The sequence below is a fragment of the Janthinobacterium sp. EB271-G4-3-2 genome (genome assembly GCF_020858035.1).
In the GTDB taxonomy this organism is placed as follows: Bacteria; Pseudomonadota; Gammaproteobacteria; order Burkholderiales; family Burkholderiaceae_D; genus Janthinobacterium; species Janthinobacterium aestuarii.
In genome coordinates this window covers 415,190-427,355 of sequence record NZ_JACYMG010000002.1, presented here as the reverse complement: position 1 = coordinate 427,355, position 12,166 = coordinate 415,190, and the positions used below count along the sequence as shown (strand labels likewise).

Annotated in this window: 10 protein-coding genes; 7 read left to right on the top strand and 3 right to left on the bottom strand. The window is 62.4% G+C overall.

The annotated features are described in order from the left end of the window. The first annotated feature begins 425 nt into the window (after positions 1-425). Positions 426-812, top strand: a complete 387-nt coding sequence (locus tag IGS55_RS07030) for a BPSL0067 family protein (RefSeq protein WP_230515645.1) — start codon at positions 426-428, stop codon at positions 810-812. Between the two features lie 331 nt (positions 813-1,143). Here IGS55_RS07030 and IGS55_RS07025 read toward each other — a convergent pair whose 3' ends face one another. After that, entirely contained in the window at positions 1,144-2,724 is a 1,581-nt protein-coding gene (locus tag IGS55_RS07025) for an isocitrate lyase (protein WP_230515644.1), read from the bottom strand. A 337-nt stretch (positions 2,725-3,061) separates the two neighbouring features. Then, the gene (locus IGS55_RS07020; protein WP_230515643.1) at positions 3,062-4,366 is read right to left on the bottom strand and encodes an MFS transporter; all 1,305 of its coding nucleotides are present in this window, start codon (positions 4,364-4,366) and stop codon (positions 3,062-3,064) included. A gap of 152 nt (positions 4,367-4,518) precedes the next feature. Here IGS55_RS07020 and IGS55_RS07015 point away from each other — a divergent pair, with 152 nt between their 5' ends. Further along, positions 4,519-5,235 (top strand): SDR family NAD(P)-dependent oxidoreductase, encoded by a 717-nt coding sequence (locus tag IGS55_RS07015; protein ID WP_230515642.1) that lies wholly within the window; start codon positions 4,519-4,521, stop codon positions 5,233-5,235. A 13-nt stretch (positions 5,236-5,248) separates the two neighbouring features. Here IGS55_RS07015 and IGS55_RS07010 read toward each other — a convergent pair whose 3' ends face one another. Continuing rightward, on the bottom strand, positions 5,249-6,460 hold the full coding sequence (locus IGS55_RS07010) for a DUF1566 domain-containing protein (protein WP_230515641.1): 1,212 nt from the start codon (positions 6,458-6,460) through the stop codon (positions 5,249-5,251). A 73-nt stretch (positions 6,461-6,533) separates the two neighbouring features. Here IGS55_RS07010 and IGS55_RS07005 point away from each other — a divergent pair, with 73 nt between their 5' ends. From IGS55_RS07005 to IGS55_RS06985, 5 genes are all read left to right on the top strand, one after another. Then, positions 6,534-7,025 carry a hypothetical protein gene (locus IGS55_RS07005; protein WP_230515640.1) on the top strand — a complete coding sequence of 164 codons (492 nt, stop codon included), beginning with the start codon at positions 6,534-6,536 and terminating at the stop codon, positions 7,023-7,025. An 83-nt stretch (positions 7,026-7,108) separates the two neighbouring features. Then, positions 7,109-8,065 (top strand): bifunctional helix-turn-helix transcriptional regulator/GNAT family N-acetyltransferase, encoded by a 957-nt coding sequence (locus IGS55_RS07000; protein ID WP_230515639.1) that lies wholly within the window; start codon positions 7,109-7,111, stop codon positions 8,063-8,065. 106 nt (positions 8,066-8,171) lie between these two features. Beyond that, positions 8,172-8,810: a TetR/AcrR family transcriptional regulator gene (locus IGS55_RS06995; protein WP_035825265.1), complete on the top strand. Its 639-nt coding sequence runs from the start codon at positions 8,172-8,174 to the stop codon at positions 8,808-8,810. A 126-nt stretch (positions 8,811-8,936) separates the two neighbouring features. Continuing rightward, on the top strand, positions 8,937-9,746 hold the full coding sequence (locus tag IGS55_RS06990) for an alpha/beta fold hydrolase (protein WP_230515638.1): 810 nt from the start codon (positions 8,937-8,939) through the stop codon (positions 9,744-9,746). Positions 9,747-9,893: 147 nt separating this feature from the next. Beyond that, positions 9,894-12,104, top strand: a complete 2,211-nt coding sequence (locus IGS55_RS06985; RefSeq protein ID WP_230515637.1) for a TonB-dependent receptor — start codon at positions 9,894-9,896, stop codon at positions 12,102-12,104. The last annotated feature ends 62 nt before the right edge of the window (positions 12,105-12,166 follow it).

The following is a 12,166-nucleotide window of genomic DNA, read 5'->3' as shown; positions in this document are numbered from 1 at the left end:
ATTCCTTCCGAGCCTGTAACCAATCCCCGCGGGCCACCGAATCTTCGGCTGCGCCAGACCAGACTTTGCGGAGAAATAAATGATCAAGAATTTATTAAGGCTCTGCCATCGTCAAATAGAGGAAATGCAGGACGTGGCTGCAATACAGCGACGGCGTGCATGGTGATACTTCCGCCATTCGGATACAACCTCAGTTGTTTATCTAACGGATTACTTAACAATATCTGCTTAATCTTGTTTCCAACGCGTTATTTAGATGCCGTTTCTGCATAAAGCTGTGTCACTTTGAATGACGAGCCTGTCTCAGAGCCTATTGACCCATCACACGAAGTAACCGACTCCCTGCCTCAAATCTTGCTGCTCCTCAAACCCCGCACAGTTTCCCGCATGTATCGTAAGCCTCTCCCATCAAGCCGGAGAGTCCCGTGCCCTATGCCTGCACCAAAGTCGACGACCTGGAAAAAACCGCCATGGTGGGCAACCATCAATGCGTCGCGCTGGTCCGTCATTACGCAGGCGCCCCAGCTACGTTGGCCTGGAAGCAGGGGGAGGCAGTGCTGGGAAATCGCTTGCTGCGCAAAGGCACGGCCATTGCCACATTCGTCAACGGCAAGTATGCGGGTCAGCAACAAGGCAATCACGCGGCCTTGTATATGGGGCAGGCGCTGGACGCGATCATTGTCATGGACCAGTGGACGGGCAAGCGCCCGGGCATCGTGACTTCGCGCACCTTGCGTTCCAAAGGCCAGTACAAGAATGGCTTGCATATCGATCCCGGCAACAATGCCGACGCTTTTTTTGTCATCGAATAGGGGAGTGTCCATGCGACATCAACGTTTGTTGACCGGTGCCGCCTGCTGCCTATTCCCTCTGTTCGCGCAGGCTGCGATGCCCGCCGTGAATGCTTGCCCGGACAGCGTGCCTGCGACAATGATCAGCCTGAATGCCGTGCCGGCTGGCTGGACGCCGTATATCGGCGCTATTGCCGGGGGATCGCAGGCCGCTGCAATCAGTGCCTGCGGCTGTGCATGCCGGCTTACGCGTTGCGCCAAGCCGACCTACGCAACTGCCGCCCGCCGGCGGCGCGGACGCAAAAAAGCCCGCCGAAGCGGGCTTTTGTCACTCTACAGTCAAGCCGAAAGCTCAGAACTGGTTCATGGTGTTGTCTTTACCAGCCGCCTTCAGCGCCGCTTCGCCGCTGAAGTAATCCTTGTGATCGTCGCCGATGTCCGAGCCGGACATGTTTTGATGTTTCACGCAGGCGATGCCCTGGCGGATTTCCTTGCGCTGCACGCCGGCCACGTAGCCCAGCATGCCCTGGTCGCCGAAGTATTCCTTGGCCAGGTTGTCGGTCGACAAGGCGGCCGTGTGGTAGGTCGGCAGGGTGATCAGGTGGTGGAAGATGCCGGCTTCGCGGGCCGAGTCGGCCTGGAAGGTGCGGATCTTCTCGTCGGCCTGGACCGCCAGTTCCGTCTGGTCGTATTCCACGCTCATCAGCTGGGCACGGTCGTAGGCGGACACGTCCTTGCCTGCCGCTTTCATCGCATCGAAGATTTGCTGGCGGAAGTTCAGGGTCCAGTTGAACGATGGGCTGTTGTTGTACACCAGCTTGGCGTTCGGGATGACCTTGCGGATTTCGCTGACCATGCCGCCGATTTGCGCGATATGCGGTTTTTCCGTTTCGATCCACAGCAGGTCGGCGCCGTTTTGCAGCGAGGTGATGCAGTCGAGCACGCAACGCTCTTCGCCGGAACCGGCGCGGAACTGGAACAGGTTGCTCGGCAGGCGTTTTGGACGCAGCAGCTTGCCTTCGCGCTTGATGATGACGTCGCCATTGCCCAGCGCGTCGGCCGACACTTCTTCGCAGTCGAGGAAGGAATTGTATTGGTCGCCCAGGTCGCCTGGCTCATTCGTGACGGCGATCTGCTTGGTCAGGCCGGCGCCCAGCGAATCGGTGCGGGCGACGATGATGCCGTCGTCCACGCCCAGTTCCAAAAAGGCGTAGCGGATGGCGCGGATCTTGGCCAGGAAGTCTTCGTGTGGCACCGTGACTTTACCGTCCTGGTGGCCGCATTGTTTCTCGTCGGATACCTGGTTTTCGATCTGGATGCAGCAGGCGCCCGCTTCGATGAACTGTTTTGCCAGCAAATAGGTGGCTTCGGCATTGCCGAAACCGGCGTCGATGTCGGCGATGATGGGCACGACGTGGGTGACGTGGCCGTCGATCTTGGCCTGGATCGCTTGCTTGTCAGCACCTTGGGCCGCGTCCAGCTGGCGGAACAGGCCGCCCAGTTCGCGGGCATCGGCCTGGCGCAGGAAGGTGTACAGCTCCTTGATCAGGGCCGAGACGGCGGTTTTTTCATGCATCGACTGGTCCGGCAGCGGGCCGAACTCGGAGCGCAGGGCGGCGACCATCCAGCCGGACAGGTAGAGGTAACGGCGGTCGGTGCTGTTGAAGTGCTTCTTGATCGAGATCATCTTCTGCTGACCGATGAAACCATGCCAGCAACCGAGCGATTGGGTGTACTTGGATGGGTCCGCATCGTAGGCGGCCATGTCGTTGCGCATGATCTTCGCCGTGTACTTGGCGATGTCCAGGCCGGTCTTGAACTTGTTCTGGGCGCGCATGCGGGCGGCGGACTCGGGATTGATGGCGTTCCATGCGCTGCCTTGTTGGTCTTTCAAACCAGCAACAGCCTTGATGTCGTCTTGATATTGGGACATGTGAATCTCCTAAAAAGAAAAGCTATGTTTGAGAAAATCGCCGAGTGCGCCACAACGTCTTGTCGAAGCAAACTGCATGACTAAATAGTAGGCCGATTCGCGCTCATCTTCAAGTCTTATATAAGACATATAACTTAAATTAAGTCTTTGTTTTTTAAGGTCTTAATTATTATTTTTCATGATGTGAAATGAATTTTCAAAAAGTGAGAGGATTCATGGCTGAGTTTGCCGCTTGAGATTTTGCGATGTGAAACGTCTTTTCAGAATTTGGTGCAGCGCGACAAATCGGGGCGAAAAAAAAGCCACCCGAAGGTGGCCTTGGCCGCTGGCGGCTGATTTAGCGTCCCACGGTCTGCCGCTGATCCTTGATGAACAGCGCCGTCAGCATGCCGATCACGCACACGCCGATCACGTAATAGGCGGGACCCAGCACATTGTTCTTCAGCATCAGGGTCACGACCACGGGCGTCAGACCGCCGAAAATCGCGTATGACAAGTTGTAGGAAAACGACAGTCCCGAGAAGCGCACCTGCGCGGGGAACGCTTGCACCAGCACGTAGGGCACGGCGCCGACGACGCCGACGAACAGGCCCGTCATCGCGTACAGGGGCAGCAGCAGGTCGGGGCGGGTGCCGACGGTGGTGTAGAAGAGATACGTGCTGATGGCCAGCAGCACGGAACCGGTGAAGATCACGCGCTTGCCGCCCAGGCGATCGGCCAGCATGCCGGCGATGATGCAGCCGAAGGCCAGGCACAGGGTTGCCACGGTATTGGCGACCAGGGTGGTGCGCGGGGCGATGTGGTGGATCTTTTGCAGCAGGGCGGGCGTCATCAAGATGACGACGACGATGCCGGCCGACAACATCCACGTCAGCAGCATCGACACCGCGACGGCGCCGCGGTGGCTGCGCAGCACGGATTTCAGGGGCATTTCCGTGGCCAGCGCCTTGCGTTGCTGCATTTCCGCAAAGACGGGGGTTTCATGCAGCCAGCGGCGCAGATACATGGCGCCGAAGCCGAAGATGCCGCCCAGCAGGAAGGGATAGCGCCAGGCGCCCTCGCTGATTTCCGCCGGCGTATAGACGGTGTTGAGGCCCGTCGCGACGAGCGAACCGAGCAGGATGCCCACCGTCAGGCCGGCCGTCAGCACGCCGCAGGCAAAGCCCGTGTAGCGGCTCGGCACGTGTTCCGAGACAAACACCCAGGCGCCCGGCACTTCGCCGCCCACGGCCGCGCCCTGGAAGATGCGCATCAAGAGCAACAGCAGCGGGGCGGCCAGGCCGATGCTGGCGTAGGTGGGCAGCAGGCCGATCAGCAGTGTCGGCACGGCCATCATCAGGATGGAGAGGGTGAACATGCGCTTGCGCCCGAGCAAGTCGCCAAAGTGGGCCATGACGATGCCGCCCAGCGGACGCACGACGTAGCCGGCGGCAAAGATGCCGAAGGTTTGCAGCAAGCGCAGCCATTCCGGCATTTCCGGCGGGAAGAACAATTGGCCGATGGCGTTGGCAAAGAAGACGAAGATGATGAAATCGTAGAATTCCAGCGCGCCGCCGAGAGCGGCCAGCGACAGGGTTTTATAGTCTTGTTGCGTGAGGGGACGGCTTGCGGCGTGGAGTGCGGCGGTGTTGGAAGTAGGCATGTGTCTCGTTCTTGTGTGTTATCGGAGATTGCCAGATCTAGCATACGCATTTCCGCCGCGTGAGTAAATGCGGCGCGTATGGGGAGCCGCCTCAGCTGTGCTTAATACAACGCCGCTATCATCCGCGTTGACTTCATTGGAAAGGACACAGTATGCATATCATGATCGTGGGCGCCAGCCGGGGCCTGGGACGCGCGCTGGTGGACGGCTTGCTCGCTGACGGCCATGCCGTCATCGGCGTATCGCGCCAGCAACCCGCCGACTTGCCTGCCGGCCAGGATACACAGCTGCAATGGATCGCGGCAGACCTGGCCGCACCCGCGGAGGCCGTCGAACGCATCGCCCACGCAGCGCCCGCCGCGCTGGACGCGGTGATCTACAACCTGGGCATATGGGAAGAAAAGGCCTTCAGCGACGACTACGCGTTTCTCGGCGATGCGGACGAGGCCATCGTCGACATGGTCAATACCAACATCACGTCAACCATCCTGCTGCTCAAGCGGCTGGTGCCGCGCTTGCTCAACAGTAGCAAGCCGCAGCTGATCCTCACGGGCTCGACGTCAGGCCTGCGCCAGAGCGGCCGCCCGGAAGTGACGTTCAGCGCCTCGAAATTCGCCCTGAACGGCATCGCCGACGCCTTGCGCGAAGGTTTCCGCGTACAGGGGCTGGCCGTGACGGCGCTGCAGCTCGGCTATCTGAATACCTACGATGGCTTGTCCGTGCCGCTGGCGGACGCCGCCGCGCGGGGCGAGGGCGAGCTGATCCCCGTGCATGACGTCGTCGCCGTCGTGCGTATGCTGCTGAACCTGTCGAATGCCTCGTTCGTGCGCGAACTGGTGCTGCCGGCGTTGCGCGACGAGCGTTTCTAGCCTACTCCAAGCTTTACGCGTCTTTGCCGTCGACCTCGACAAGCACCCGGCGCACGCAGCGTGCATAGCCGTCAAATTCGCGCGCGTTCTGGTAGGCGACGCCCGTGTCGAAATCCTTGCACCAGGCTTCGTCCTCGCTGTCGCCCGGCTCGCTCGACCAGTACCAGTTCGGCCGGAACGCGTCTTTCAAGGTCGCATACAGCAAGGTCTGCTCGCGCCGATCCGGCAGGCTATGGCCGAGGCCGGCGGCCCAGTTGGATGCGGCTTGCCAGCACTGGTATTCCAGTTCCGGCTCGTCCGGCAGCAGCGCCAGGTGGTAATCGGGCGCGCCATCCGCGCCGAGGATCAGGCCGGCGTAGCGTTCGCCCTGTCGCAAGGGGACAGGCGCGGCGGCCGCTGGCGGCAGTTCGACCCGGCGCACGGCGCAGGCGCGGCCGGCGTAGGTCTTGCGATAGTTGTACTGGGTGCCGTTGTCGAAATCGTGGCTCCAGGCCATGCGGGGCAGGATGGCGTCCGCTTCCGACGACCAGTACCAGGCGTCCGGGAAAGCGTGGCCCAAGTTGGCGTGCAGCAAGGCCAGCTCGCTGCGCGTCGGCAAGCAGGCGCCGCGCGCCGCGGCCCAGTCCAGCGCGGCTTGCCAGGGCAGGGCATCGGCTTCGCCGGGCAGCAGGAACAGCTGATAGCCGGCGGCGCCGTCCTGGCCAGGCATCACGCCCGCGTAGCGCTCGCCGGCAGCGGCGCCCAGCACGCCCGGGCAATGCTCGAACCAGCCATCGTCTTCTTCCGTGACAATAAATGCCGCGATCAGCGCCTGCTGCGCGGGCGGCGCGGCGGCCAGCAGGGTGTTGAAGCAGCTAATTGCCGAGGCGTGGGGCGTGCCGGCACCATTGGCGATGCCGACGAGAAAGTCGCCGGCCCAGTCGGGCAGGGTGGCGATCAGGCGCGGCAGTTCGTGCAGCAGGGCCGTGCAATACGCCGTCTCGCCGAAGCGCCAGGCGGCGCGGTTGGCCGTCTGGTAGGCGCCGTAGTCGTGTTCGGCTTGCACGGACTGAAAAATGGCCAGCGCGTAGTGCGCGCCCTCATCACCCGTCAGCGCGTCGAGCATGGCGCCGTAGCGCTGGAAACGCCGCTGGGCTTCATCGGGCGGCGTGGAGGTATCGTCATCCTGGACGATGTTGCCCACAATTAGTAATTCGGCTTTCCAGAGTTCAAAGGCAGTTGGCATGGCTGTGGCTGGCGAAAGTGGCGTCGGCCATGATTATGCCCCGATCATTGGTGTTTCAGCGTGCTGATTGAACATGCTACAGTCCGCCTTTGCCGCCAGCCCGGTGCGGCTTTGCCTGGATCAATGCGCTATGCCCACCTGGACTTCCCCGCCCCAACTCGTCGCCCTGGCCGCCTTTTATGCGCGGGCGCAAGCCCATCCGGATACGCTCAGTGATGCTGCCTTCCTGGACAACGTGAAAAATGCCCACTGGCCCACCAATTGCTGGAATTATGCGGAAGCATCGTTCGCCATCATCGCCCCAGCCTGCCTGCTGCGTCCGCATCTGACCGCCGAGCTGATTGCATGCCCCATCGACGCCATGATCGCCGGTGGCCTGGAGGAGGCGGAGCAAGTCATCGCGATCGGCCTGGACTGCGCCAGGCGCGACGCGCCGTATGTCGAGGTGAGCGAGGAGGGCAGGCGCTGGCTGACGCAGGTGTGGCCGGGGCTGGGGGAGGTCGTCGAGACTGTGTTTCAGGCCAGGCTGCAGGCGGCGCTGGCCGATGAGGATAATGATGAATAAGCGATGAACAAGCGCCGACGCTTGACGCCGAAAGCCCGTTTACGTTAGGGTATACGTAACTACTTACATATATCCTGCCCAACATGTCTTCCACCCTGCAAACCTACGGCTCCCTGATGCTGGCCAGCCGCCTGCGCCGTCTTTCCGATCAACTGTATGCCGGTGTCGATACCAGCTATCTGGCGGCCGGGGTCGAGCTGACGTCGCGTTGTTTCCCTTTGTTATTACTGCTGCGCGACAATGGCCCCACGGCGATCACGGCCCTGGCCGCGCAGATCGGGCAGACGCATCCGGTGGTGGTGCAGCTGGGGCGCAAGCTGCTCGATGCCGGCGTGGTGACGGAGCTGCCGGACGCCAGGGATGAGCGGCGCCGCCTGCTGGCGCTGTCCGACGCCGGGCAAGCCTTGCTGCGCGACATGGCGCCCCTGTGGGACGACGTGCGCGCCGCCGTCGATGCCGTGTTCGAACACGGCACGCCGCAACTGATGGCCAGCCTGGACCGGGCCGAAGCGCGCTTGCAGGCGCAGGGCTTTGGCGAGACCATCGCCGCGTGCCGGCGCCAGCGCGAGCGGGCCGCCGTGGAGATCATCGCGTACGCCGCCCAGTACGCGGCCGACTTCAAGCGCCTGAATATCGCATGGCTGGAGCGCTATTTCTATGTCGAGGCGCTCGACGACAAGGTGCTGTCCGATCCGCAACGCTCTATCCTCGACGCTGGCGGGCAGATTTTCCTCGCGCGTCTGGACGGCAAGATCGTCGGCACGTGTGCGCTGATCCGCGCAGGCGATGCCGGCATCGAGCTGTCGAAGATGGCCGTCACGCCGGAATGCCAGGGGCTGGGCATTGCGCGCCGGCTGATCGAACGGGCGTTCGACGCCTTCGAGGCCAGCGGCGCCAAGCTGCTGTTCCTCGAGTCGAACAGCAAGCTGGCGCCCGCCATCCGCCTGTATGAAAGCAGCGGCTTTACGCACGTGGCGCGGCCCGCCGGCGACGCCCATTACCAGCGCGCCGACGTCTACATGGAGTGGCAGGGCCGGTAGCACACGCCAGGGCGCCACGCGGCGCTCCCCATCGGCCGTCTCCCGCGTTACAATAGTGCTCCCATAACGGAACCACGGTTCCACTATCGAGAGACGCCGACGCCGCATGCCTTCCTTCCCGATGCCCTTCCCGCAGATGATCGTTCCACCGGAGCCCACCCAGGCGCGCAGCAAACAGGCGTTCGAGCGCCTGCTGCAAGTGGGCGAACAGTTGTTGGCGGAAAACCGTTTCGATGAAATCGGCGTGGCCGACCTGGCCAAACTGGCGGAAACCTCGGTGGGCACGTTTTACCGTTTATTGGGCGACAAGGACACCCTGAGCCGCTTGCTGCTGCAGCGCTTTTTTTCCGACATGGTGGAAAAAGTCGAGACCCTGACGGAGCTGCGCCAGTGGGAGGGGCGCAGCCTGGAAGAGTTCATCCGCGCCATGGTGGCCATGTTCGTGGCTGTGAACGGCGGGCGCAGCGGCGTCTTGCGGGCCTTGATCACGCGCGCCTCTCAGGATGCGCAATTTCGCGACAGGGTGCATCAGATCAATCATCTGATTTCGCAACGCACGGTCGCCGTGCTGGCCAGCAAGTCGTCCAGCATCCGCCACCCTAACCCCACGCAAGCGATGATGGTGGTGCCGCCAGTGCTGCTGGGCATCCTGAACCAGCATACCTTGACGGGTTCGCTGTCCTTTTTGTCGGGCGCGGCGCTCGAGGATGAACTGGTGCGTGTTGCTTTAAATTACCTGACCTGAGATAAGCTAAGATATTTAGCGATTTAACTTGAAATCGGAATTCGGATTCCGTATTATGTTTTCCAACAGCAGGAAAACATATTCCTGCACCTGAACACAAAGCATGTTCAACAGCAAGGAGACAGAATGCGGCGTCACACGACATCCGATGTTCCATTGCATTACCTCGACCTGGGCAGGGAGCAGGGAGATCCCGCGCAGTCAGAGCCTATTTTCCTGTTGCACGGCCTCGGCTCCTGCGCCGCAGACTGGCGCCCGCAGATCGACGCCCTCGGCAGCAGCTACCGCCTGATCGTGCCCGACCTGCGCGGCCATGGCGCCAGCCCTGCGCCTGACGGCGACTGGCAGATCGGCGACTTCGCCAACGACCTTTTCAATTTGATGGACCAGCTCGACGTGCCGCGCGCGCACATCGTCGGCTTTTCCCTGGGCGGCATGGTGGGCCTGGAAATGGCCAACCGCGCGCCGGGCAGGGTGGCCAGCTTGTGCCTGATCAACTCGCAACCGTTCCAGGGCAGCAAGCCGACCTCGCTGCTGTTTGCCTACTGGCTGCGGCGCACGGTGATTGCCACCTTCGGCCTGAAAGCCATGGGCAGGATCATCGGCAAGAAACTGTTTCCCGATCCGGCCCAGCAAGCCCTCGTCGAGCGCTTCGCCACGCAGATGGCGGGCATGGACAAGCGCGCCTACCTGGCCGCGCTCGATGCCATTTTCCACTGGGATATCGACATCCATTTCCAGGCCCTGGCCATGCCCGTCTTCATCATGGCGGCCGACCAGGATTACACGCCCGTCGCCAGCAAGCGGGCCTTTGCCGCACAGTTTCAGCAGTGCGAGATCGAGATCATCGCGAACTCGCGCCACGCCACGCCCCTGGACCAGGCGCAGCGTGTGAATACCTTGTTGCAGTCCTTCCTCGCCACACATTCAAAATAAACAGGCCACTCGCCGCACGGGCTGGGGCCGGGAAACAGTCATCGCAGGGCAGGTGCTCGCTTCACGCGCGCGGGTACCGTGACGTCTTGTGATCCTGGCTTCCGGCCGTCTTCCCTGGTGGTAAGCAAGCCTGACATTGGAGACGCTATGAAACTTGCTTTGAAATTGATGCCCGCCGCCCTCGCTCTTGCCGGTGCGTTCAGCTTTTCCACCCAGGCCCTGGCGCAGGAAGCCGCCACGTCTGCCGCCGCCAGCGCCCAGGAAGCCAGCGATGCGAAAGAGCGCATGGAAACCGTCACCGTTTCTGCCCGCCGCCGCGAAGAACGGCTGCAGGACGTGCCGCTGGCCGTCACGGCGTTTTCCGCCAAGGCCCTGGAACGGGCGAATATCCAGAACCTGGCCGACTTGCAGGAGCGCGTGCCGAACCTGACCGTGTACGCTTCGCGCGGCACGAATACCACCTTGACGGCCTTCATCCGCGGCGTGGGCCAGGCCGACCCCGTCTGGGGCGTGGACCCGGGCGTGGGCATTTATTTCGACGACGTCTATATGGCCCGCCCGCAAGGCGCGCTGCTCGACGTGTTCGACGTGCAGCGCATCGAAGTGCTGCGCGGCCCGCAAGGCACCTTGTACGGCAAGAACACCATCGGCGGCGCCATCAAGTACATTTCGCGCCCCCTGGCGAAGGAAAACGGCGCCTCGGCGGAAGTGGGCATCGGTAATTACAAGCAGCGCAACTTCAAGGCTGCCTTCAACCTGGCCAACGAGAGCGGCACCTGGCGCGCGCGCCTGGCCGCTGCCAAGCTGGACCGCGACGGTTTCGGCCGCAACACCTTCAATGGCGAACAGGTCAGCGACCAGGACAGCACGGCCGCGCGCCTGTCCGTCGGCTACTTTCCGCAGGACATCCCCCTCACCGTCGTGCTGAGCCTGGACGCCACGGACGACAAATCGGGCGTGCGCGGCTTCCAGCGCATGGGCGTGAGCGCCTTCGACCCGCTCAAGCGTCCCGCCAGCACGGATGCGTATGACATCCAGAGCGGTATGCCGGGCAACAACTTCACGCACAACCGGGGCGGCTCGCTGGTGGCCAACTACACCTTGTCGAACGACTGGTCCGTCAAAGTGATCGGCGCCAAGCGGCGCAGCACGTCCGAGCAAACCATCGACTTCGACGGCTTGCCGCAGCCGATTGCCGACGTGTTCGGCGACTCGCGCGACGAGCAGAAGAGCCTGGAATTGCAGGCGTCGTACAGCGGGAATTACGGCGCCGGCGTGATCGGCCTGTACCGCTTCGAAGGCACGGCCGGCGGCGGCATCTACAACAATTTCCTGGGGCGCCAGTTCACGGCCGCCGTCAGCACGGTCGAGACGGACAGCACGGCGCTGTACACGGACTGGACCTGGCCGCTGGGCAAGGTGTGGAGCATCAATGCGGGCTTGCGCCACACGCGCGAGGAAAAGCGCGCCATCGTGCTCAACCGCGCTTTTGCCGACGTGGACTTCACGCGGCCCATCCAGACGGCGGCCGACTTCGACAAGTCCTTGTCGGTGAGTAATACCTCGCCGAAACTGTCCGTGCGCTACGAAGCGTCGAAGACGACGAATTTCTACAGCAACCTGTCGCGCGGTTTCAAGTCGGGCGGCTACAACGTGCGCGCCAACAATCTGGTGGTGCCCGATTCCGCGCGGCCGTACAAGGATGAAAAACTCGACGCGCTGGAAGTGGGCATGAAATACGCGGCGCCGGACGATACCTTCGATGCCAACGTGGCCCTGTTCTACAACCGCTACAAGGATATCCAGTTGTCCGTCTTCACCAGTTACGTGCAGCCGGGCGGCGTGCCGGGCTTCTATGGCGACTTCACGAATGCGGGCAAGGCGACCGTGAAAGGCGCCGAGTTCGAATTTTCGTGGCGGCCCAACCGCCAGTGGGAAGTCAACGGCTTCCTTGCCCTGCTCGATGCCGGCTACGACGAGTTCATGAGCGGCGGCAAGAACATCGCGGATACGCAAAAGTTCAGCAACACGCCAGCCCGGCAAGTGGGCTTGAACCTGACGCGCACGGACCGCGACGTGTTCGGCGGCGCCTTGCGCAGCATGGTCGGCTATGGCTACCGCAGCAAGGTCTACCCGACCACGGACTTGAGCGCAACCCTGGCGCAGGGCGGCTACAGCATCTGGACGGCCGGCGTCGTGTGGGAAGCGCCGAAGAACTGGACCTTCAGCCTGCACGGCAGCAACCTGGGCAACAAGCGCTACCGCACGGATGGCTACAACATTCCGGCCGTGTTCATCCTCGACGGTTTCTACGGTCCGCCGCGCCAGATCATCGCCAAGGCAGGCTACAAATTTTAGAGTTCTTCACTGCCGGGGCCGGACCCGTTGGGTCGGGCCTCGCGGGTCGGAAGTGCCGGCTT